Source organism: Stenotrophomonas sp. TWI1151, assembly GCF_039673135.1.
In the GTDB taxonomy this organism is placed as follows: domain Bacteria; phylum Pseudomonadota; class Gammaproteobacteria; order Xanthomonadales; family Xanthomonadaceae; genus Stenotrophomonas.
Genome location: NZ_JBDJLA010000003.1, coordinates 131,748 through 152,689 on the forward strand (window position 1 = coordinate 131,748; position 20,942 = coordinate 152,689).

At 68.6% G+C, this 20,942-nt stretch carries 17 protein-coding genes; 7 read left to right on the top strand and 10 right to left on the bottom strand.

The window, feature by feature from the left end:
- Window positions 1-2: 2 nt before the first annotated feature.
- Window positions 3-899, top strand: a complete 897-nt coding sequence (locus tag ABE422_RS06420) for an NAD-dependent epimerase/dehydratase family protein (protein WP_346482687.1) — start codon at window positions 3-5, stop codon at window positions 897-899.
- Between the two features lie 80 nt (window positions 900-979).
- Here the strand turns inward: ABE422_RS06420 and ABE422_RS06425 are convergent, their stop codons facing one another.
- Window positions 980-1,777: a TatD family hydrolase gene (locus tag ABE422_RS06425; protein WP_346482688.1), complete on the bottom strand. Its 798-nt coding sequence runs from the start codon at window positions 1,775-1,777 to the stop codon at window positions 980-982.
- Window positions 1,778-1,829: 52 nt separating this feature from the next.
- Window positions 1,830-2,873 carry a hypothetical protein gene (locus ABE422_RS06430; protein ID WP_346482689.1) on the bottom strand — a complete coding sequence of 348 codons (1,044 nt, stop codon included), beginning with the start codon at window positions 2,871-2,873 and terminating at the stop codon, window positions 1,830-1,832.
- Window positions 2,874-2,962: 89 nt separating this feature from the next.
- On the opposite strand from ABE422_RS06430, the gene hrpB reads away from it, so the two are divergent.
- Both hrpB and ABE422_RS06440 read left to right on the top strand, forming a co-directional pair.
- Window positions 2,963-5,467, top strand: coding sequence for an ATP-dependent helicase HrpB (gene hrpB, locus ABE422_RS06435; protein ID WP_346482690.1), 2,505 nt, complete (start codon window positions 2,963-2,965; stop codon window positions 5,465-5,467).
- 182 nt (window positions 5,468-5,649) lie between these two features.
- Window positions 5,650-6,039 (top strand): hypothetical protein, encoded by a 390-nt coding sequence (locus tag ABE422_RS06440; protein WP_102788673.1) that lies wholly within the window; start codon window positions 5,650-5,652, stop codon window positions 6,037-6,039.
- Between the two features lie 59 nt (window positions 6,040-6,098).
- On the opposite strand, the gene ABE422_RS06445 is transcribed toward ABE422_RS06440, so the two are convergent.
- Entirely contained in the window at window positions 6,099-6,638 is a 540-nt protein-coding gene (locus ABE422_RS06445) for a pseudouridine synthase (RefSeq protein WP_346482717.1), read from the bottom strand.
- A gap of 126 nt (window positions 6,639-6,764) precedes the next feature.
- The gene (locus ABE422_RS06450) at window positions 6,765-7,574 is read right to left on the bottom strand and encodes a methyltransferase (RefSeq protein ID WP_313219763.1); all 810 of its coding nucleotides are present in this window, start codon (window positions 7,572-7,574) and stop codon (window positions 6,765-6,767) included.
- A 225-nt stretch (window positions 7,575-7,799) separates the two neighbouring features.
- Here ABE422_RS06450 and ABE422_RS06455 point away from each other — a divergent pair, with 225 nt between their 5' ends.
- Window positions 7,800-8,759 carry an aldo/keto reductase gene (locus ABE422_RS06455; RefSeq protein ID WP_346482691.1) on the top strand — a complete coding sequence of 320 codons (960 nt, stop codon included), beginning with the start codon at window positions 7,800-7,802 and terminating at the stop codon, window positions 8,757-8,759.
- 93 nt (window positions 8,760-8,852) lie between these two features.
- On the opposite strand, the gene ABE422_RS06460 is transcribed toward ABE422_RS06455, so the two are convergent.
- The gene (locus ABE422_RS06460; RefSeq protein WP_313209457.1) at window positions 8,853-9,761 is read right to left on the bottom strand and encodes an NAD(P)/FAD-dependent oxidoreductase; all 909 of its coding nucleotides are present in this window, start codon (window positions 9,759-9,761) and stop codon (window positions 8,853-8,855) included.
- Window positions 9,751-10,203, bottom strand: coding sequence for an Rrf2 family transcriptional regulator (locus tag ABE422_RS06465; protein WP_313209459.1), 453 nt, complete (start codon window positions 10,201-10,203; stop codon window positions 9,751-9,753). The genes ABE422_RS06460 and ABE422_RS06465 overlap by 11 nt, the downstream gene beginning before the upstream one ends.
- Before the next feature lie 181 nt (window positions 10,204-10,384).
- On the opposite strand from ABE422_RS06465, the gene ABE422_RS06470 reads away from it, so the two are divergent.
- Entirely contained in the window at window positions 10,385-12,517 is a 2,133-nt protein-coding gene (locus ABE422_RS06470; RefSeq protein WP_346482692.1) for a methyl-accepting chemotaxis protein, read from the top strand.
- Between the two features lie 75 nt (window positions 12,518-12,592).
- Here ABE422_RS06470 and ABE422_RS06475 read toward each other — a convergent pair whose 3' ends face one another.
- On the bottom strand, window positions 12,593-13,495 hold the full coding sequence (locus ABE422_RS06475) for a LysR family transcriptional regulator (protein WP_102788681.1): 903 nt from the start codon (window positions 13,493-13,495) through the stop codon (window positions 12,593-12,595).
- 126 nt (window positions 13,496-13,621) lie between these two features.
- Between ABE422_RS06475 and ABE422_RS06480 the strand changes: the two genes are divergently transcribed.
- Together ABE422_RS06480 and dkgB are read left to right on the top strand one after the other, a co-directional pair.
- Window positions 13,622-14,836, top strand: a complete 1,215-nt coding sequence (locus tag ABE422_RS06480) for an MFS transporter (RefSeq protein WP_313219325.1) — start codon at window positions 13,622-13,624, stop codon at window positions 14,834-14,836.
- A gap of 192 nt (window positions 14,837-15,028) precedes the next feature.
- A complete protein-coding gene (gene dkgB, locus ABE422_RS06485; RefSeq protein WP_346482693.1) occupies window positions 15,029-15,832 on the top strand; it encodes a 2,5-didehydrogluconate reductase DkgB in 804 nt (267 codons plus the stop codon).
- A 57-nt stretch (window positions 15,833-15,889) separates the two neighbouring features.
- Here the strand turns inward: dkgB and ABE422_RS06490 are convergent, their stop codons facing one another.
- The 3 genes from ABE422_RS06490 to mgtE are packed head-to-tail and all read right to left on the bottom strand — an operon-like array spanning window position 15,890 to window position 20,789.
- The gene (locus ABE422_RS06490; protein WP_346482694.1) at window positions 15,890-16,588 is read right to left on the bottom strand and encodes an alpha/beta hydrolase; all 699 of its coding nucleotides are present in this window, start codon (window positions 16,586-16,588) and stop codon (window positions 15,890-15,892) included.
- 47 nt (window positions 16,589-16,635) lie between these two features.
- On the bottom strand, window positions 16,636-19,365 hold the full coding sequence (locus ABE422_RS06495) for a bifunctional acetate--CoA ligase family protein/GNAT family N-acetyltransferase (RefSeq protein ID WP_313219320.1): 2,730 nt from the start codon (window positions 19,363-19,365) through the stop codon (window positions 16,636-16,638).
- Window positions 19,366-19,418: 53 nt separating this feature from the next.
- The gene (gene mgtE / locus ABE422_RS06500) at window positions 19,419-20,789 is read right to left on the bottom strand and encodes a magnesium transporter (RefSeq protein WP_070469987.1); all 1,371 of its coding nucleotides are present in this window, start codon (window positions 20,787-20,789) and stop codon (window positions 19,419-19,421) included.
- Between the last annotated feature and the right edge of the window lie 153 nt (window positions 20,790-20,942).

Consider the following 20,942-nt stretch of genomic DNA (forward strand, 5'->3'; position numbering starts at 1 on the left):
CCATGCCTGCCACGCTGCCCGCCCGCGTGCTGGTGCTGGGCCTGGGCTACAGCGGCCGGCATCTGGCCGCGCTGCTGCACGCGCACGGCGTGGCCTGCAGCGGCACCGTGCGTGATCCTGCGAATGCGCCAGACGATGGATGGGTCCGCCACCGCCTCGTCGCCGGCGAACCGATCAACGCGGACCTGCGCGAGGCGATCCGCACGGCCGAGGCCCTTGTCTGCACCGTGCCACCGGATGCCGAGGGCGACCCGGCCTTGCGCCTGCTCACCGAGGCGCTGAGTGACAGCCCTGCCCTGCGCTGGGTCGGCTATCTCTCCTCGACGGCGGTGTACGCCGACCGCGCTGGCGGCCGGGTCACTGAGACGTCCATCGCCGATGCGACTGATGAGACCGCCCTGAAACGGCTGCATGCCGAACAGCAGTGGCAGGCCCTCGCGCAGGCCCGCGGCCTCGCCTCGGCCGTGTTCCGGCTGCCTGGCCTGTATGGGCGCGGGCGCAATGCGCTGGTCCAGCTGGCGCAGGGTAAGGCGAAGCACGTGGTACGGCCGGGGCTGGTGTTCAACCGGCTGCATGTGGAGGATCTGGCCAGCGGCGTGCTGGCGGCGATGCAGCGGGCCGACGGCCATGCGCTGTACCTGCTGAGCGATGACGAACCGGCGCCGCCGCAGGACGTGCTGGGCTACGCCGCAACGCTGAGTGGGCTGCCGCTGCCCGCCGCGCAGGCGTGGGACGCACCGGCGGTGGCCGCCTCACTGCGCCGCTTCTACACCAGCCACAAGCGCATCGACGGCCGCACCACGCGCGCCGCATTGCGGTGGCAGCCGCGCTTCACGACCTATCGCGAAGGGCTGGACGACGCCTGGGTTCACGGCGACGGACGCTCCGCGCTGCGGTAGCCCACGACCGTCGGTCGTGGGTGCGGTGTACCAATGCGGGGTCCGACACGCGTACCGACCAACGGTCGGTACCTGCCCGCTCAGGCCGCGTCAGGCAACCGGAAGAAGGTGCGCGTCGCCGCCGTCGCGTTGGCGGCCGTGGTCTCCACGTCTTCGCCCCGATCACGTGCCAGTTCCTCGACGATGTGCGACAGGAACATCGGCTCGTTGCGACGGTCCTTCGGCAATGGCTTGAGCGTGCGCGGCAGCAGGTACGGTGCATCGGTCTCGATCATCAGCCGGTTGGCCGGGATGTGCTTGACCAGCTCGCGCAGGTGCGCGCCACGGCGTTCATCGCACAACCAGCCGGTGATGCCGATGTACCAGTCCTGGTCCAGGTAGTCGAACAGCTCCTGGCGCTCGCCGGTGAAGCAGTGCACCACCGCCGGGCCAAGCCGGCCCTCGAAATTCTTCATCTGCGCCATGAAATCGGCATGCGCGTCGCGCTGGTGCAGGAACAGCGGCTTGCCGTTCTCGGCGGCGAGCTGCAGCTGACGCTCGAAGGCACGGTGCTGCGCCGGGCGCGGGGAGAAATCACGGAAGTAATCCAGCCCGCACTCGCCTACCGCCACCACCTCGGCATGGGCGTGCAGCGCGCGCATTTCTGCGTCGCATTCGTCGGTGTATTCCACCGCATGGTGCGGGTGCACGCCCGCGGTCGCGTACAGGAACCCCGGATGCTGGCGGGCCAGATCCAGCGCCATCGGCGAGTGCTCGCGGCTGGCGCCGGTGATCACCATCTGCACCACCCCGGCCTCGCGCGCACGCGCCAGCACGGCGTCGCGGTCGCGATCGAAGGAATCATGGGTGAGGTTGGCGCCGATATCGATCAGTTGCATGGGGCTGCTGCAGGACGGAAAACCGGGCCATTGTACCTGCGCCCCGGGAGACTCAATCGGACGCCGCCGGCGCGAGCAGCACCTCGACCAGTTCACGCGAGAGACCGGCCAGGCGTATCCGCCCGCCCTGCTGCTGCACGGTGATGAACGGCGCGCCGCCGCGCACGAAGGTATCCGTGGCCGCTACCGGTCCGTTGGCGGCAGTGCCCGGCATGCGCAGGTACCAGACCTGCGCGCACGTCGCCTCCAACGCCGGCACCGGCTCACGATAGAGGCCGCCGCGCCCACTGACCTCGGCCGTCCGCAGCAGACGCAGCAGACGCGCGAGCACGGCACTCGGCGCCACCTGGCCGGACATGCCCACCTCCTCGGCAAACGCGTCCGGCGCGGTGGTCATGGCGATCAGCGCGGCACTGGCGCGCGAGGCCGGCACCACCGTGCCGTCGATGGACCGGCCCGCCCGCGCCTGCGACTGCCAGAGCGCCTCGGTGGGCTCGCCCAGATACGGCTGCATGTCGCGCTCGAACTGCGTCCGCCATGCGCCGAACTGTTGCTGCGCCGCGGCCAGGTCCCATGCCGGCAGGGGGCAGCGCGCGGGGCGATCATGGCGCTCCCACCGCGTGGGCAGGCCGAGCGCTGCGCAGTCACGGCACGTCACCGCTCCGCCGGCGGCGGCCTCGAACCGCAGGCGGCGCGCGGCATCGTCAGCACAGTCACCGGTGTCGTCGAGCAGCAGATGGAAACCGACCGTCCGCCGGCACAGCCCCAGAATGTCCTTGCGCCGGTCCAGGGTGCTGCGCGCCAGTGCCTTCAAGGTGATGAAGGCAACATCGTCGGCCAACTGCAGACTCGGGTACACCGCTTCGCGCAACGTGCCATCGGCCACGGCGCGCAGGATCGCGCCGTCATCGCTCAACCCCGCCGGCAGGTAGCGCGCCTGGATCTGCGCCCGCGCCAGCACCGCCCAGTGATTGCCATCGTACGGCGCGTGCAGCGCCGTATCCGCCTCCGTGGCGGCAGGCGCGGCAGCGAGGGCCGTGAACGACGCCATCGCGCCTGCGGTCAACCACAACAGCACACCTACCGCGCAGCGCATCCGGGTCTCCAGGGTTCCAGGGCGGCACAGGGGAACACGCCGAACGCCCGCTGGCAATGCGCGCGCGGCGGACGCCGTATCCTTGTGTCATGCGTACCCCGATGTTTCCCATCTCCCCACTGCTGCCGCAGATCCTGACCACGCTGGAGCGCGGCACCCGACTGGTGCTGGAAGCGCCACCTGGCGCCGGCAAGACCACCCAGGTACCGCTGGCCCTGCTGGAAGCGCCGTGGCTGGAAGGCCGCAAGATCCTCATGCTGGAGCCGCGCCGCGTGGCGGCCCGCAGCGCCGCGCAGTTCATGGCGCGGCAGCGGGGCGAGGACGTCGGTGAGACCGTCGGTTACCGCATCCGCTTCGAGAACAAGATCTCGGCGCGAACCCGCATCGAGGTGGTGACCGAAGGCATCCTGACCCGGATGCTGCAGGACGACCCGTTGCTGGAAGGCGTGGGGGCGCTGCTGTTCGATGAATTCCACGAGCGCCATCTGGCCGCCGATCTCGGCCTTGCCCTGGCGCTGGATGTGCAGTCGCAGCTGCGCGAGGACCTGCGCATCGTGGTGATGTCGGCCACGCTGGATGGCGAGCGGCTGGCGCAGTTCCTCGATGCGCCCCGATTGAGCAGCGAAGGCCGCAGCTTCCCGGTGACGATCGCGCATTTCCCCGCCCGTCGCGACGAGGCACTGGAACCGCAGGCACGGCGCGCGGTGGAGCAGGCCTTGGCCGAACATCCTGGCGACGTGCTGGTGTTCCTGCCCGGGCAGCGCGAGATCGCGCGCGTGCAGACCGCGCTGCAGGCCGTGCTGGATTCGGCCGTGCAGGTACTGCCGCTGCATGGCGAACTGCCGGTGGACCAGCAATCGCAGGTGCTGCAGCCCGATCCCGGCGGTCGCCGCCGTGTGGTGCTGGCCACCAACGTGGCCGAGTCATCGGTGACCCTGCCCGGCGTGCGGGTGGTGATCGACGCGGGTCTGGCACGCGAGCCGCGCTACGACCCCAACAGCGGCTTTGCGCGCCTGGATGTGGTGAACATCGCGCAGGCCTCGGCCGATCAGCGTGCCGGCCGCGCCGGCCGCGTTGCGGAGGGTTGGGCATGGCGGCTGTGGCCACAGTCGCAACGCCTGGAGGCGCAGCGGCGGCCCGAGATCGCGCAGGTGGAACTGGCTTCGCTGGCATTGGAACTGGCCGCCTGGGGCAGTGACGACCTGCGCTTCGTCGATACCCCGCCGGCCGGTGCATTGGCCGCCGCCCGTGAACTGCTGCAGCGCCTGGCCGCGCTCAGCGACAGCGGCACGCTGACCCCGCTGGGCCGGCGCATGCTGACCCTCGGTACGCACCCGCGGCTGGCCGCGATGCTGATGGCGGCCGCCGGGGGTGTCGAACAGGCGTTGGCCTGCGATCTGGCCGCGCTGGTGGAAGCGCGCGACCCGCTGCGGCAAGGGGGGGATGCACTCGCTGCGCGGTGGCGTGCGCTGGCGGCGTTCCGCCAGGGGCGCGTGCCGCACGATGCCAACCGCGGGGGCCTGGCTGCGATCGATGCGGCCAGCAAGCAATGGCGGCGACGCCTGCGCTGTGAGGCCGCGCCCCCTGCGTCGGTCGAGGCGCATCAACTCGGTGACCTGCTCGCCCATGCATTTCCGGACCGGATTGCTGCCCGCCATCCGACCGATCCGCTGCGTTATCTGCTGGCCAATGGCCGCAGCGCGCGCCTGTTCGATCCCAGCGATCTGCGTGGCGAGCCGTGGCTGGTCGCGGTGGAGCTGCGCTACGAAGCACGCGACGCGTTGCTGCTGCGCGCCGCGCCGGTGGACGAGAACCGCCTGCGCCGTGATTTCGCCGATCGCTTCAAACAGGAAGACGTGGTTCGCTGGGATGCTGAGAAGCGTGCGCTGGTCGCGCGACGCGAGACTCGATTCGATCGCATCGTGCTGGACAGCCGCTCGGCCGGTCGCGTGGATCCTGCGCACGCCGCGCAGGCGCTGACCGATGCGGTTGCCGAACTGGGGCTGGACGCATTGCCGTGGACCGAAGGGCTGCGCCAGTGGCAGGCCCGTGCACTGGCGGTGCGCGCATGGATGCCGGCGCTGGAACTGCCGGATGTCTCCGACGCAGCGCTGTTGGCGACGCTGCCGACCTGGCTGACCCCCGCATTCAACGGCAGGACCCGCCTGGACGCGCTCGACGAATCCAGCTTGGGTGAAGCGCTGAAGTCACCGCTGCCGTGGGCGCAACGCCAGCTGATCGATCGCCATGCCCCGGTCCGCATCACCGTGCCTTCGGGGATGGAGCGCCCGATCCACTACACGCTCGATGCCGATGGCGTCACGCCGCAGGCGCCGGTGCTGGCGGTCAAGCTGCAGGAACTGTTCGGCCTGAGCGACACCCCGCGCATCGCCGATGGCCGCATCCCGCTGACGCTGCATCTGCTCTCCCCGGGCGGCCGCCCGCTGCAGGTCACCCAGGACCTGCGCAATTTCTGGGCGAACACCTACGCCGAGGTGAAGAAGGAAATGAAGGGGCGGTATCCCCGGCATCCGTGGCCGGACGATCCGTGGACGGCGAACGCAACACACCGCGCCAAGCCGCGCGGCACGTGAGCAGGCCGCCCATTCCTCACCCGATGCGCGCATTCATGGCTGTCACCTGACCATCGCCCGGCACGTGGCGCGCGCAGCGCGGGGAACCGGCTACAGTCGTGATCCGGCCGTAGCAAATGGATAACACGCCCTACACGGCCACCGCGCGACACTGGATCAGAACCTTTAGGCAAGGACCCCCCATGAGCAGATTGACTGTGATTACCGACCGCGCCCTCGAGCGTGCCCTGGACATTGCCAGCAGCGCTGGTGACGGCCTCAAGCATGCCGGCAGCAACCTGCGTCACTTCGGGCCGCAGGCGACCGACTGGATCAAGACCGGTGCCGCACTCGGCGCGGTCAAGACCGGCAGCAAGGTCGCCGCCAAGGTGGTGCGCCGCAATCCGGCCGTGACCATCGCCGCCGCCGCTGTCGGCGTGGGCCTGCTGGGCTATGCGCTGTACCGCAAGCAGCAGAAGAAGAAGCTCGCCAACGGTGGGGTGGTGAACGGCCAGGCGCAGCGCATCAGCGCCCGCAATCGCCGCAACGACACCGTGGTGGACGAAACCAGCGATATCGGCAGCGACGCCTGATCCGCTGACGCGTTACCGCACGTGCATCGAAACCGCCGGTCTCTGCCGGCGGTTTTTTATTATCCGATCTGCCGCCATTGGCCGGGTTGCAGATCGCCGATCGCATGCGCGCCCATCGAGATACGCACCAGGCGCAACGTGGGCAGGCCGACCGCCGCGGTCATGCGTCGCACCTGCCGGTTGCGGCCCTCGCGCAGCGTGATCGCCAGCCACGCATCGGGCACTGTCTTGCGGAAGCGCACCGGCGGCATGCGCGGCCACAGTTCAGGTGGCGGCTCCAAGCGCTCGACACCGGCCGGCAATGTGGGGCCATCGTTGAGCAGCACGCCACGGCGCAGCGCCTGGAGCTGCGCATCGGTCACTGTGCCTTCCACCTGCACCCAATAGGTCTTGTCCGCCTTGTGACGCGGATCGGTCAACTGGTGTGCCAGGCCGCCGTCATCAGTGAGCAACAGCAGGCCTTCGCTGTCGTAATCCAGCCGGCCAGCCGCGTATACCGCCGGTGGCAGCCCGAAACCGGCCAGGGTCGCGCGCGGCGGCTGGCTGCGGTCGGTGAACTGGCACAGCACGTTGAACGGTTTGTTGAAGGCGATCAGCATCGGGGCAACGGCGGCAGTGGGATGGCCCATTGTCCCATCCCCATGCCGTCGCCGCGATCCAGACGGCGTCAGCCGATGGTCTTCATCTCGACCAGGACGCGCAGGCCATGGCCCGCGCGCGGTGTCTTACTTGCCCGGCTTCACGAAGCGCAGCGTCATGCGGTCGCTTTCGCCGATCGCCTGGTACTTGGCCTCATCGGCCGCGTCATGCTGGTTGGTCGGCGGCAGCGTCCACACGCCGTTCGGATAATCCTTGGTGTCGCGCGGGTTGGTGTTGATCTCGCTGCTGCCGGCCAGTTCGAAACCGGCGGCCTTGGCCATCGCGATCACCTGCTGCTGGCCCACGTAACCGGTCTTGTCGTCTGCCGGTACATCGGCCTTGGCACGGTGTTCCACCACGCCGAGCACGCCGCCCGGCTTGAGCACCGAGAAGAAGCCCTTGAACATGCCTTCGGCCTGGCCGCTGCTGCGCCAGTTATGCACGTTGCGGAAGGTCAGCACCACGTCCGCCGAGTTGGCCGGGCCGAACACCGGGGCCTTCGGGTCGTAAGCCACCACACGGCTCTTGCCGAACACGGCAGCGTTGCCGGCGAATTTCTTGTCCAGCCCATCGCGGCTGCGCTGCTGGTAGTCGCGGCCACGTCCCTCCGCCACGGCCATCGGGTCGACCACGGCGGCCACGTACTGGCCCTTGTCGTGCAGCAGCGGCGCCAGGATTTCCGAATACCAGCCGCTGCCCGGAGTGACTTCGATGACGGTCTGGCCCGGCGCGACACCGAAGAACGACAGCGTCTGCGCCGGATGGCGGTAGGCATCGCGTTTGACGTTGGCCGGATCGCGGCGGCTGTCCTGCACGGCCTTCTGCACGGCCGGGGTGATCGCGACCTGCGCGTTCGGGCCGGCGGGCTTGATCGCCATCGCGGGCGCGGCAAGCATCAGGGTGGAGACAGTGAACAGGCAGGCACAGGTCAACGAACGGGCTTTCATCGGCGGGGCTTCCAGTAACGGGATGCGGCGAGACTAGCAGCCAAGCGTGCACAGGTGTTCACAAAGCGTTAGTGCGACGCAGCAATCCAGAACACTGTTTTGTGCCTGCTGCCGCAACGCTGTCACCCCCCCGGCCGTATCCTGTGGAAACGATTCCCAGGGAGAACATCACCCATGACTGCTACGCGCGAACTCGGTCGTTCCGGCCTCCATGTCGCCCCCATCGCCTTCGGCGGCAATGTCTTCGGCTGGAGTGCGGACGAGAAGACCTCCTTCGCCCTGCTCGATGCCTTCGTCGAGGCCGGCTTCAACCTGGTCGATACCGCCGATGTCTATTCGGCATGGGTGCCCGGTAACCAGGGGGGCGAGTCGGAAACCATTCTGGGCCGCTGGTTCAAGCACAGCGGCAAGCGTGACAAGGTGGTGCTGGCGACCAAGGTGGCCAAGTGGTCCGAACACCCGGGCCTGTCGGCCGACAACATCACCGCCGCCGTGGAGGATTCGCTGCGCCGCCTGCAGACCGACGTGATCGATCTGTACCAGGCGCACGAAGATGATGAATCCACCCCGCTGGAATCCACGCTGGCCGCCTTCGGTCGCCTGATCGAACAGGGCAAGGTGCGCGCGATCGGTGCCTCCAACTACAGCGCCGAGCGCCTGCGCAATGCCTTGAGGGTCTCGGCCGACTACAAACTGCCGCGCTATGAAACGCTGCAGCCGGAGTACAACCTGTACGACCGCGCCGGTTACGAAGCCGGGCTGGAAGCGGTAGTGCGCGAAGCGCAGCTCGGCGTGATCAGCTACTACTCGCTGGCCAGCGGCTTCCTCAGCGGCAAGTACCGCAGTGCCGCCGATGCGGGCAAGAGCAGCGCGCGCGGCCAGAGCGTGGTGGACAAGTACGTCAATCCGCGTGGCCTGCGCATCCTGGGCGCACTGGACGACATCGCCAGCACGCATGGCGTGAGCCCGTCGCAGATCGCGATCGCGTGGTTGATCGCCCGTCCAGGCATCACCGCGCCGATCGTCAGCGCCACCAGTGTCGAGCAGTTGCACGATGTGCTGGCCGCCGCGAAGGTCGCGCTGTCGGCGCAGGATGTGCAGCAGCTGGATGCGGCGAGCGCCGAACAGGCCTGAGCCCACCGCCATGTATGACGGACAGCCGCCGCAGGGCGGCTGTTTCCGTGTGGGGTGGGCGCTCGGTTTCCGGCCCGGCCGAGCGCCCTCGCCTTATCGGCTGGCCCGGCTGTCTTCGGCGACCAGCGCGTGGTGCAGGCTGACGCCGGCGCGCACGCCTTCGGCACTGGCCAGGCTGATGTTGCCGACCAGCGTTGCATCGCCTGCGGCATAGATGCCGGGCACGCTGGTCTGCTTGCCCGGGTCGACCTGGACCAGCACGCCGATCGGGCTGTTCTCCAGCACGCAGCCCAGCTGTTCCACCAGGGGTGTCGCCATGTGCTGGCGCGCGGTGACGAACAGCGCGCGCAGTTCAACCCGGCGGCCATCGGCGAGCACGGCAGCGCTCAGCGCCGGTGCCTCGCCTTCGAGACCGATCACGGCCTCGTGCTCGATGCTGACCCCGCGGTGCTGCAGGGCAGCGCGTTCTTCCGGTGCCAGTGTCATGCCGTGCGCGAACAGGGTGACGTTGCCCCAGTCCGCGAGCAACGCGGCCATCGTCGCGGATTTCTCATGCCCGCCCAGCAGGCCGATCGCGCCGCCGCCGATTTCATAGCCATGGCAGTACGGGCAGTGCACCACGCTGTGGCCCCAGCGCTCGGCCAGGCCGGGCAGTTCGGGCAGTTCATCGGCGATGCCGGTGGCCAGCAGCAGCTTGCGCGTGGCCCAGGTGTCACCGTTCGCGGTGCCGACCACGAAACCATCCACGGTCGGCTCGGCCGTGCTGACCGTATCGTTGACCCAGCGCACCGTCGGGTAGTCCAACAGCTGCGCCTTGGCGTTGCGCAGCAGCTCGGCACCGGCGATGCCATCCTGGCCCAGCACGCCCTGGGAATGGGCGGCGAAGCGGTTGCGGGGCAGGCCGCTGTCGATCACCAGGATCTCGCGGCGCGCACGCGCCAGGATCAGGGCAGCGGACAGGCCGGCGAAGCTGCCGCCGACGACAATCGCATCAAACCTCATGGGGAACTCCTGCAGCATGGTGGGCCAGGTGGCGGGCGAATGCCTCGCCCAGCGTGGCCAGGGTGGTGTCACGCAGGCGGGCCTCGAGCAGCGCCTGGGCCTGGCGGTAACTGTCGTCCAGCGCCTCGTTGACCACGCGCTGCACCGGGCAGCCGCGCCCGGTCTCGCGCGCGCCGGTGTGCAGCAGGGCGGGCGCACCGATGGCGACATACACGTCGTGCAGGGTGATCTGCGCCGGCTCCCGGGCGAGTTGGGCGCCACCCCCGTGGCCACGCACGGTGGTCACCAGGCCGCCTTTGTTCAGGGCCGACAGCAGACGGCGGATCACCACGGGATGGGTCGGCAGGCAGGTGGCGAGCTGCTCGGAGGTGCGCGGACCGTCCTGGCCGACCAGATGGGCCATCACGTGCAAGGCGTCTGAGAACTGGTTGCTGGATTTCATGTAACTACATTAGTTACATATTGGTTGCGTGTCCAGTCCTGTTTCGTTCCATATGCCACCACAATTAATCTACACGCCATCGTCACAACGTTTAATGGAACGGTAACCGTGATTGGCGTCGCACTTCAGCCTGCTTTAGGCAGACCGATACCGCATTGCCCTTCCCCACTTTTCATTTCCCATGACGTCCTCCGCACCGGCGCGTCCACGCGCCCTGAGTCTTCAATTCAAACTGCTGGGCGCGCTGTCGCTCGGCCTGGTCATCATCGTGCTGGCGGCCCTGGCCGGGCTGGGGTCGGCCTGGCGGAACCTGTCGGCCGAGGTGCCCGTCGAGGTCGCCCGCAAAGCGCAGGCCGAGCTGCTGCAGCGCGAGTTCCGGCTGCAGGTGCAGGAGTGGAAGAACGTCTTGATCCGGGGCGCCGATGATGCGCTGCGCGAGCGCCACCTGGCGGCGTTCGATGCGGAAGGACGCCGCATTGAAGCCCTGGCCGGCACGCTGGCGACCAGCCGCGATGAACAGACACGCACGCTGGCCAACCGGTTCCTGGCCGAGCACCGCGCATTGGAGGCCCGCTACCGCGGCGCGTTGGAGGCATTCGCGGCCAGTGGCTATGACACCCAGGCCGGCGACGCGCTGGTGCGCGGCGCCGACCGCGCCGTGGGCGCCACGCTGGATGCCTTGGCCGCGCGCGCCAGCGAACGAGCCGAGTACGAGACCGGTGCAACGGCCGAGCGCGCCCGCGCCGCGCTGGTCGCCTCGGCCATGGTCACGGCGCTGGCGGCGCTGGTGCTGCTGGCCGTGCTCACCCTGTGGCTGCGGCGCGCGGTGATCGCCCCGGTGGTCGCGGTCGAAGCCGCAGCCCGCGCGGTGGCACGCGGCGATCTGGAGCATGTGGTGGTGGTGCGCAGCGGCGATGAGATCGGTCGCCTTGGCACCGCGATGCGCGAGGTTACCCAGACCCTGAAGGGCGTGCTGGCCGCGCAGGCGACGATGGCGCAGCGCCACGACGCCGGTGAGATCAGCTACCGCATGGACGCCACGGCATTCCCGGGCGGCTATGGGCAGATGGTCAGCGACACCAACACCCTGGTCGCCAACCACATCCAGGTGAAGCTGCGGGCGATCGAGATCATGGGCCACTACGCGGTCGGTGATCTATCGGTGGACATGGAACGCCTGCCCGGCGAGAAGGCGGTGATCACCCAGGCGCTGGATACCGCCAAGGCCAACCTCGGTGCCATCAATGCCGAGATCAAACGATTGGCGGCGGCAGCGGCCGTGGGCGATTTCAGCCAGCGCGGCGATGAGGCACGCTACCAGCACGACTTCGGCGAGATGGTCGGCGGTCTCAACCGCCTGATGCAGACCACCGAGCAGGATCTGGGCGAGGTCTCGCGCGTGCTGCAGGCGATCGCCGGGGGTGATCTCAGCGCGCGCATGCGCGGCGACTTCCACGGGGTGTTCGCGCGCATGCGCGATGACATGGCGCGTACCACCGGTCAGCTGACCACCATCGTCGGCGACATCAAGCACGCCGCGCAATCGATCCAGACCGCCGCCGGCGAGATCGCCGCGGGCAACAGCGACCTGTCGCGCCGTACCGAACAGCAGGCCGCCAACCTGGAAGAAACCGCCGCCTCGATGGAGGAACTCACCTCCACCGTGCGCCAGAACGCCGAGCACGCGCGCCAGGCCAACCAGCTTTCGCTCAACGCCGCCTCGGTCGCCTCGCAAGGCGGTGAGGTGGTCGGCCAGGTGGTCACGACGATGGGGGCGATCCAGGCCTCGTCGCGGCAGATCGCCGAGATCATCAGCGTCATCGACGGCATCGCGTTCCAGACCAACATCCTGGCGCTCAACGCTGCCGTGGAAGCGGCGCGCGCCGGCGAGCAGGGCCGCGGCTTTGCGGTGGTCGCCAGCGAAGTGCGCACGCTGGCGCAGCGCTCGGCCAGCGCGGCCAAGGAGATCAAGGGGCTGATCGATCAATCCGTCGCCGATGTCGACAGCGGTGCCGCACTGGTGCAGCAGGCCGGGCAGACCATGGGCGAGATCGTCGGCAGTGTGCAGCGCGTCACCGACATCATGGCCGACATCGCAGCGGCCTCGCAGGAACAGTCCGCCGGGATCGAGCAGGTCAACCAGACGGTGGTGCAGATGGACGAGACCACGCAGCAGAACGCAGCGCTGGTGGAAGAAGCTTCGGCGGCAGCGCGCAGCATGGAAGAGCAGGCGCTGGCCCTGAACGCGGCGGTGGATGTGTTCGTGCTGGATGCCGGGCGCGGTGCGGTGACCGGATTGGCGCGCGCGGCGTGATGCAGCCGTAGTGCCGGCCGCTGGCCGGCAACCGCACGCAGTGGGCATCGCGAGGGAGCCGGCCAGCGGCCGGTACTACCGGACGTAAGGGGTACCCACCATGGCCTCGGCCAGGTGATCGAGGAAGGAGCTGATCCGCGCCGAGACCGCCGTGTTGCGGTAGTACACGGCGTGGATCGGCTGGCGGACCTCCACGGTGATATCCGGCAGCACCTGCACCAGGGCGCCGGCTTCGCGGTCACGGTGGGTCATGAAATCAGACAGGCTGACGATCCCGACCCCTTCCAGCGCCAGCCGGCGCAGTGTTTCGCCGCTGGAGACCGCCACCGCCGGGCGCACGTGCAGCAGCGCGTCGGTCGCGCCGGGCAGCGGCCAGTGGTTGAGCGAGTCAGGCTCGTTGAAGCCGAGCAGGGTGTGCTCGGTCAGTGCCGCCACGTCGCGCGGGGTGCCGTGCTGCTCCAGATACGCCGGGCTGGCCATCACGCGCAGCCGGCTGTGGGCCAGCGGCCGCGCATGCAGGGTGGAATCGGCCAATGGCCCGATACGGATGGCCACATCGGTGCGCCGCTCCAGCAGATCGATGTAGCGCTCGCTGCTGTTGAGCTCCAGCGCCACCTCGGGATAGCGCGCGCGGTAGCTGGCCACCAGCGGGGCGATCACGTGCAGGACGAACGGCATCGCCGCATCCACGCGCAGGCGCCCGGCCGGTCGCTGACGGCGTGCGGCGATCTGCTCTTCGGCCGCTTCCACCGAGGCCACGATCGCGCGGGCCTGGGCCAGGAAAGCGTCGCCCTCCTCGGTCAGCTGCAGGCGACGGGTCGTCCGCGTGAGCAGGGTGGTGCCGAGCTTTTCTTCCAGCCGACCCAGCGCGCGGCTGACCCCGGAGGTGGTCTGGCCCAGCTGTTCGGCGGCGGCGGTGATCGACCCGCTGTCGATCACGGCGATGAAGGCCTGCATTTCATCGAGGGTGGTTTTCATGGCGGCGGCCCGGCGGAGACGCTCCATTATTGACCATGGAGCAACAGTGATTGGCGTGAAGGCCGCTTTTTCCGCAAGAGTGCGGCGCGCAGACTGCGCAGCCTCACTCCCCACCGGTATCCGTCCATGTCCCGTGGTATCCCCTTGGCCTTGTTGGCGTTGACGCTGGGTGCGTACGCCATCGGCACGACTGAATTCGTCATCGTCGGCCTGATCCCGACGATCGCCGCCGACCTCGGCGTCACCCTGCCCTCGGCCGGCCTGCTGGTGTCGCTGTATGCGCTTGGCGTGGCGGTCGGTGCGCCGGTGCTCACCGCGCTGACCGGCCGGGTGCCACGCAAGACCCTGCTGGTCGCGCTGATGCTGCTGTTCACCCTCGGCAATGTGATCGCCTGGATGGCTCCGGGCTACGGCTCGCTGATCGTGGCGCGCGTGCTGACCGGCCTGGCGCACGGTGTGTTCTTCTCGATCGGCTCGATCATCGCCACCTCGGTGGTGCCCAAGGAAAAGGCCGCCAGCGCGATCGCGATCATGTTCACCGGCCTCACCGTGGCGCTGGTCACCGGCGTGCCGCTGGGCACCTTCATCGGCCAGCACCTGGGCTGGCGGGCCACCTTCCTGGCCGTGGCCGCGCTCGGCGTGATCGCGCTGATCGGCAGCCTGCTGTTCGTGCCGCGCAACCTGCAGCGCAGCGCGCCGGCCACGTTCGGCCAGCAGCTCGCCGTGCTCGCACAGCCGCGCCTGCTGCTGGTGTATGCGATCACCGCACTCGGCTACGGCGGCACCTTCCTCTCCTTCACCTACCTGGCCTCGATCCTGCAGGACGTGACCGGTTTCTCGGCCAATGCGGTCAGTGGCGTGCTGCTGGTCTACGGCGTGTCGGTGGCGATCGGCAACCTGTGGGGCGGCCGCCTGGCCGACCGCCGCGGCCCGATCCCGGCCCTGAAGCTGATCTTCGCGTTGCTGGCCGCCGTGCTGTTCTTGCTTACCTTCACCGCCTACAACACCTGGTTGGTGCTGCTGACCGTGCTCGCGCTGGGTGCGGTGGCGTTCGGCAACGTGCCGGGCCTGCAGGTGTACGTGGTCAAGCAGGCACAGCGGTTCGCCCCGCAGGCCGCCGACGTGGCGTCGGGCCTGAACATCGCCGCCTTCAACGTCGGCATCGCGCTCGGTGCTTCGCTGGGGGGCCTGGTGGTCGACCACTTCGGCCTGATGCATACCCCGTGGCTGGGCGCGCTGGTGGTGATGGGCGCCTTTGGCCTGACCGCGTTGAGCGGCCGCCTGGACCGCCGCGATGGGGTGGCCGACCGCGCCGAAGGCATCGCCGTGAGTGCGCATTGAGGGATCCCGGTCGCGGACCCGTGACAGCAGCCGACCAACGGTCGGCTCTACCTGACAGCCGACCAACGGTCGGCTCTACCTGACAGCCGAGCAACGATTCGTTCTACGCAACCACAGCCGACCAACGGTCGGCTCTACCGTCGCTTTACGGTGCACGGCGTAGCCTGCACCTCACCCCATGAAGGAGTTTCCATGAGCATTCCCGCCTTCGGCCTCGGCACCTTCCGCCTGAAGGGCCAGACCGTGATCGACTCGGTGCGCAACGCACTGGACGTCGGCTACCGCGCCATCGATACCGCACAGATCTACGAGAACGAAGCCGAGGTCGGCCAGGCCATCGCCGAGTCCGGCGTGGCGCGCGAAGCTCTGTTCCTGACCACCAAGATCTGGATCGCCAACTTCCACCACGACGCGCTGCTGGAGAGCCTGCGCGAGAGCCTGCGCAAGCTACGCACCGACCACGTCGAGCTGACCTTGATCCACTGGCCGTCGCCGAAGGATGCGGTGCCGATGGTCGAGTATCTCGGTGCACTGGCCGAGGCCAAGTCGCAGGGCCTGACCCGCCAGATCGGCATCTCCAACTTCACCATCGCCCAGACCCGCCAGGCCATCGAGATCCTCGGTGCCGATGCGATCGCGACCAACCAGATCGAAGTCCACCCCTACCTGCAGAACCGCGCGCTGATCGCGTTCCTGAAGGAACAGGGCATCGCTGTCACCGCCTACATGAGCCTGGCCTACGGCGAAGTGCTCAAGGACCCGGTGATCCAGGCCATCGCCGTGCGCCACCAGGCCACCCCGGCCCAGATCGCGTTGGCGTGGGCGTTGCAGCAGGGCTTTGCGGTGATTCCGTCCTCGACCAAGCGCGACAACCTCGCCGGCAACCTATTGGCCGCCGATCTGCGCTTGAGCGATGAGGACATGGCGCAGATCGCCACGCTGGATCGCGGGCATCGCCTGGCGAACCCTGAGGCGATTGCGCCAGCCTGGGATTGACCGGTAGCGCCCGACCGTTGGTCGGGCGTGGTGGGCATGCCGACCAACGGTCGGCACCTACCCCTGCAACCACGCGCGCAGTGCCGCGCTGACCTCGTCGGGCTTCTCCATCGGGACCAGATGGCCACAATCGGGCAGCACCACCAGGGTTGAATCCGGCACCAGCGCATGCATCGCCTCGCTGATCGCCAGCGGGGTGATGCGGTCGTTCGCACCGCATACGATCAACAGCGGATCGCGGTATCCGGCCAGCACGTCATGGCCATCCACCCGGTCCAGTGCGCTCTGGCGCAGGAACACCTCCGCGCCCAGCCGCGCGGTCATGTCGCGTACGCGCTGCACCAGCACATCGTCATCCAGCCGCGAGGCATCGATGTAGCTGCGCATCAACGTGTCACCGAAGCCGTGGAATTTTCCGGGCAGACGCACGCTTGCCTGCTGCGTACTCCGTTGCGCGGCGCGCTCGGGCGAGTCGGCATGGATCGAGGTGTCGATCAGGGCCAGCCGCAGCACCCGCTCCGGCGCGGTGCGCAGAATCTGCTGGGCGACGAAACCGCCGAGGGAGAAACCGGCCAGGGCAAAGCGCGCCGGTGCCTGCGCCAGCACGTCATCGACCACGGCCTGCATCGTCTCGCCGCGGGTCTGGTCGCCCACGATGCAGTCGGCGATATCGGACAGGTCGGCGATCTGCGCACGCCAGAGTTCAGCGTCGTTGAGCAGGCCGGGGAGCAGCAGCAGGGGGAGGCGGTCGGTCATCCCGTATTGTCGCCCCGCCCACGTGCACGCGCCGTACCGCGATCGGCTCAGTGCGTTGCAGGATCGGGCGCCTGCGGCACCTGTACGTCCTGCACCGGCAGGGTCACCACCATCACCGTCGAATCGTCCGGGTCGAGCCGGGTCTTGAAGCCCAGGCTCTGGCACATCGCCAGCATGGTGCTGTTCTCGCGCAGCACCTGGCCTTCGATGATGTTCAGGCCCAGCCATTGCGCGTACTCGATCATGATCGCCATCAACCGCCAACCGATGCCGTGGCCCTTGAGGTCGGAGCGGATCAGGATGCCGTACTCGCCACGGTCGTAGTCCGCATCGGCGTGCAGGCGCACCGCGCCGAGCATGTCGCCGCTGCGCGGGTCGATGGCCACCAGCGCGATGGAACGCGCGTAGTCGAGCTGGGTCAGGCGCGCGATGAACTCGTGGCTGAAGTGCTTCACCGACTGGAAGAAGCGCAGCCGCAGGTCGTCATCGGTGACGCGCGCGAAGAAGGCACGGAACAGCGCGTCGTCCTCGGGGCGGACCGGGCGTACAAAGGCGGGGGCGCCGTCGGACAGGGTGATGGTGCGCTCCCACTCCTTCGGGTACGGAAACACCGCGAAACGGGGGTGGCCGCGGCCCTTGTGCAGTTTGCGCGACGGTTCGATCGCCACGCGCGCATCGAGTGCAATCACCCCGTCGCGGTCGGCCAGCAGCGGATTGATGTCGAGCGTGCGGATCTCGGGGATGTCGGCGGCAAGCTGGGCGAGCTTGACCAGGATCAGCGCAACCGCGCGTTCGTCGGCGGCCGGAACATCGCGGTACGCCTTGAGGATGCGTGAGACCCGCGTGCGGCCGATCAGTTCATGCGACAGGCGCAGGTCCAGCGGTGGCAGAGCGATCGCCTTGTCGTCGATCACTTCGACCGCAGTGCCGCCACGGCCGAATACGATCACCGGGCCGAAGGTCGGGTCATCGGCAATACCCGCGATCAACTCGCGCGCCTTGGGCCGCACGATGGTCGGCTGCACCAGCACGCCATCGATACGCGCATCGGGCCGCTTTTCATGCGCGCGCGCGATGATCGAGGTCGCCGCCGCATGCACGGATTGCAGGGTACCGAGGTTCAGACGCACGCCGTCGACATCGGACTTGTGCGGGATGTCGGCCGAGAACACTTTGATCGCCACCGTGGCGCCCTGCTCCAGCAATGGCTGGGCCAGGTCCATCGCCTCGTGGGCATCACGGGCCTGCATCACCGGCGCGGACGGAATGCCGTAGGCGCTGAGCAGCTGGTGGGTGGCGATCGGGTCCAGCCACTGCTGGCCGGCGGCCAGTGCGGTCTCCACCAGCGCGCGCGCCCCGGCGGTATCGACCACGAAATCCTCGGGCAGGCTGGGCGGGGTTTCCATCAACGCGGCCTGCGCGTCGCGGTAGCGCACCAGATGCTGGAAGCCGCGCACGGCCTCCGCTTCGGTCGGGTAGGTCGGCACGCGCGCGGCATTGAGCGTGGCGGTGGCACGATCGTCGTTGCCCAGCCACACCGCGAACACCGGCTTGTCGCGGTGGTGGCGCGGGCGCAGGCCGAGCGTGCGGGTCAGGGCCTGCGCGGCATCGGCCGAGGAGGTGAACGCGGTCGGCACGTTGACCACCAGCACGGCGTCGTTCTCGGTATCGGACATCAGCGCTTCGATCGCCGCGGCGTAGCGGTCGCCATCGGCATCGACCACGATGTCGACCGGATTGCTGCGCGACCAGCCTTGCGGCAGCACCGCATCGAGTTGTGCGACGGTGGCCGGCGACAGCTCGGCCAGGCTGCCGCGCAGGGCCAGCAGCTGGTCCACCGCCAGCCGCCCCACCCCACCGCCGTTGCTCAGGATCGCCAGGCGACGGCCCGGGAAGGTGCCGAGCCGGCCCAGTGTTTCGGCCGCGGTGAACAGCTCATCCAGCGCGCTGACGCGCAGCAGGCCCGCACGGTTGAATGCCGCACCGTACACCGCATCGGCGCTGGCCAGCGCCTGCACGTGGGTATCGGCATCGGGATTGATGCGGATGTGGCGGCCGGATTTGACCACCACCACCGGCTTGGCGCGCGCAGCGGCACGCGCGGCGGACATGAACTTGCGCGCATCGCGGATGTGCTCGACGTACAGCAGGATCGCGCGGGTGCGGTAATCGGTGGCGAAGTAATCGAGCAGATCGCCGAAGTCGACATCCAGGGTGTCGCCGAGCGAGACCACGGCGGAGAAACCGACCGAGCGCGCCACGCCCCACTCCACCAGGGCCGCGGCAATCGCACTGGATTCGGAGATCAGGGCCAGATCGCCGGCCTGCGGGAAGTGCGCGGCGATGCTGGCGTTCAAGCGTGCATGCGGCGCGATCACGCCCAGGCAGTGCGGGCCGAGAATACGCAGGCCCTTGGGCCGGGCGGCGGCCTCCACCTGCGCGGCCAGCGAGCCCGGGCCTTCGCCCAGGTTGGCCGTCAGAATGATCGCCGCGCTGACACCGCGCTCGGCGGCCGTGGCCACCACCTGCGGCACGATGCTGGCCGGGGCGGTGATCACCACCAGCTCGGGCACCCAGTCCAGATCCTTGAGCCGCTTCACGGTGCGGATGCCGTCGATCTCGCTGTAACGCGGATTGATCCAGGCCACCTTGCCGGTGAAGCCGGTGCCGCGCAGATTGCGCATCACTGCGCGGCCAGCGGAGCGTTCACGTGGGCTGCCGCCGATCACGGCGACCGACTGCGGGCGGAAGACGGCTTGCAGGTGGTAGGTGCTCATGCGATCAGACAGTAACAGGGACGGGGGTGGTTATTAACCACCCCCCGTCCCTGTCAAAGGAGGGTGCCGCGCAGGATCATCGCGGCGATGCTGAAGTAGATGACCAGGCCGGTAACGTCGACCAGCGTGGCCACGAACGGGGCCGAGGCGCTGGCCGGGTCGAAGCCCAGGCGCTTGAGGATGAAGGGCAGCATCGAGCCGGATAGCGAGCCGAAGGTGACGATGCCGACCAGGGCCGCGCCGATGGTCAGTGCCAGCAGCTGCCAGTGCTCGCCGTAGTCGTGCAGGCCCAGCAGCTGCCAGGACACGATGCGGATGATCGCCAGCACGCCCAGGATCGCGCCCAGGGTGATGCCGGTCGGCACCTCGCGCAGCGCCACCTTCCACCAGTCACGCAGGCGCAGCTCGCGCAGGGCCAGGCTGCGGATCAGCAGCGAAGTGGCCTGCGAGCCGGAGTTGCCGCCCGAGCTCATGATCAGCGGGATGAACAGCGTCAGCACCACCGCGCGTGCCAGCTCGTCCTCGTAGTGCTGCATCGCGCTGGCAGTCAACATTTCGCCGAGGAACAGCACGCTCAGCCAGCCGGCCCGCTTGCGCAGCATCTCGAAGAAGCCGATCTGCATGTACGGCTTTTCCAGCGCCTCCATACCGCCGAACTTGTGCACGTCCTCGGTGGATTCTTCGATCAGGGCATCGAGGATGTCATCCACCGTAACGATGCCAAGCACATGGTGCTGCGCGTCGACCACCGGAATCGCGAGCAGGTCGTGGCGGCGGATCAGCTGCGCCACCTCTTCCTGATCCAGCTGCACCTCCACCGTTACCGGCGGGTTGACCTGGGCAACGTCGAGGATGGGTTCCTCGGGCAGCCCGGTGATCAGCCGGCGCATGGTCACCACCTGCACCAGCGCGCGGGTGTGCGGGTCCAGCACATAGATCGCGTAGACGGTCTCGCGGGTGCGCTCGACCTCGCGGATGTGCTGCAGGGTGCGGCCGACCGTCCAGTCCGAGGGCACGCTGACGAACTCGGTGGTCATCAGCGCGCCGGCGGTGTGCGCCGGGTAGCTCAGCAACTGCTGGATCGCCTTGCGCGCCTCCGGGCTGAGCAGCGGGATCAGGCGCGCGCGCTCGTCCTCGTCCAGCTCGTGGACGATATCGGTGGCGCGGTCATCGGCCATCAGCCCGAGCAGGGCGGCGGCGCGGGCCACCGGCATGGCCGCCACGAGATCGCCGCCGCGGTTGAGCTCGGGCTGCTCGAGCATCTTCACCGCGCGCGGCAACGGCAACGCGGCCAGCGTGTCGGCGGCGCGCGACAGGCTCAGCGTGTTGAGGAATTCCACCGCATCGGCGGTGTTGAAATTATCGAGGGGTGCGCTCAACGAGGCGGCATCGGCCACCGGGCGCAGCAGGTCTTTCTGGTTCATCGTATTCGCCTGTGGGTATCGCATTGCGCGACGCCAACGCTGGCGAACCGACCCGTGTCAGGCGGTGGCCATCGCTGGCGTCGAGCAAGGTCGACTTCTACTGTCGCTGGACATGGGTTGGGGACTCCGGAAGGGTTTACTGCCGACGGCGGA

Excerpts from the sequence above, each read along its gene's own strand:
- ABE422_RS06420 (WP_346482687.1), top strand. The coding sequence starts at position 3 with ATGCCTGCCACGCTGCCCGCCCGCGTGCTGGTGCTGGGCCTGGGCTAC.
- ABE422_RS06425 (WP_346482688.1), bottom strand. The coding sequence starts at position 1,777 with ATGCAACTGATCGATATCGGCGCCAACCTCACCCATGATTCCTTCGAT.
- ABE422_RS06430 (WP_346482689.1), bottom strand. The coding sequence starts at position 2,873 with ATGCGCTGCGCGGTAGGTGTGCTGTTGTGGTTGACCGCAGGCGCGATG.
- hrpB (WP_346482690.1), top strand. The coding sequence starts at position 2,963 with ATGCGTACCCCGATGTTTCCCATCTCCCCACTGCTGCCGCAGATCCTG.
- ABE422_RS06440 (WP_102788673.1), top strand. The coding sequence starts at position 5,650 with ATGAGCAGATTGACTGTGATTACCGACCGCGCCCTCGAGCGTGCCCTG.
- ABE422_RS06445 (WP_346482717.1), bottom strand. The coding sequence starts at position 6,638 with ATGCTGATCGCCTTCAACAAACCGTTCAACGTGCTGTGCCAGTTCACC.
- ABE422_RS06450 (WP_313219763.1), bottom strand. The coding sequence starts at position 7,574 with ATGCTTGCCGCGCCCGCGATGGCGATCAAGCCCGCCGGCCCGAACGCG.
- ABE422_RS06455 (WP_346482691.1), top strand. The coding sequence starts at position 7,800 with ATGACTGCTACGCGCGAACTCGGTCGTTCCGGCCTCCATGTCGCCCCC.
- ABE422_RS06460 (WP_313209457.1), bottom strand. The coding sequence starts at position 9,761 with ATGAGGTTTGATGCGATTGTCGTCGGCGGCAGCTTCGCCGGCCTGTCC.
- ABE422_RS06465 (WP_313209459.1), bottom strand. The coding sequence starts at position 10,203 with ATGAAATCCAGCAACCAGTTCTCAGACGCCTTGCACGTGATGGCCCAT.
- ABE422_RS06470 (WP_346482692.1), top strand. The coding sequence starts at position 10,385 with ATGACGTCCTCCGCACCGGCGCGTCCACGCGCCCTGAGTCTTCAATTC.
- ABE422_RS06475 (WP_102788681.1), bottom strand. The coding sequence starts at position 13,495 with ATGAAAACCACCCTCGATGAAATGCAGGCCTTCATCGCCGTGATCGAC.
- ABE422_RS06480 (WP_313219325.1), top strand. The coding sequence starts at position 13,622 with ATGTCCCGTGGTATCCCCTTGGCCTTGTTGGCGTTGACGCTGGGTGCG.
- dkgB (WP_346482693.1), top strand. The coding sequence starts at position 15,029 with ATGAGCATTCCCGCCTTCGGCCTCGGCACCTTCCGCCTGAAGGGCCAG.
- ABE422_RS06490 (WP_346482694.1), bottom strand. The coding sequence starts at position 16,588 with ATGACCGACCGCCTCCCCCTGCTGCTGCTCCCCGGCCTGCTCAACGAC.
- ABE422_RS06495 (WP_313219320.1), bottom strand. The coding sequence starts at position 19,365 with ATGAGCACCTACCACCTGCAAGCCGTCTTCCGCCCGCAGTCGGTCGCC.
- mgtE (WP_070469987.1), bottom strand. The coding sequence starts at position 20,789 with ATGAACCAGAAAGACCTGCTGCGCCCGGTGGCCGATGCCGCCTCGTTG.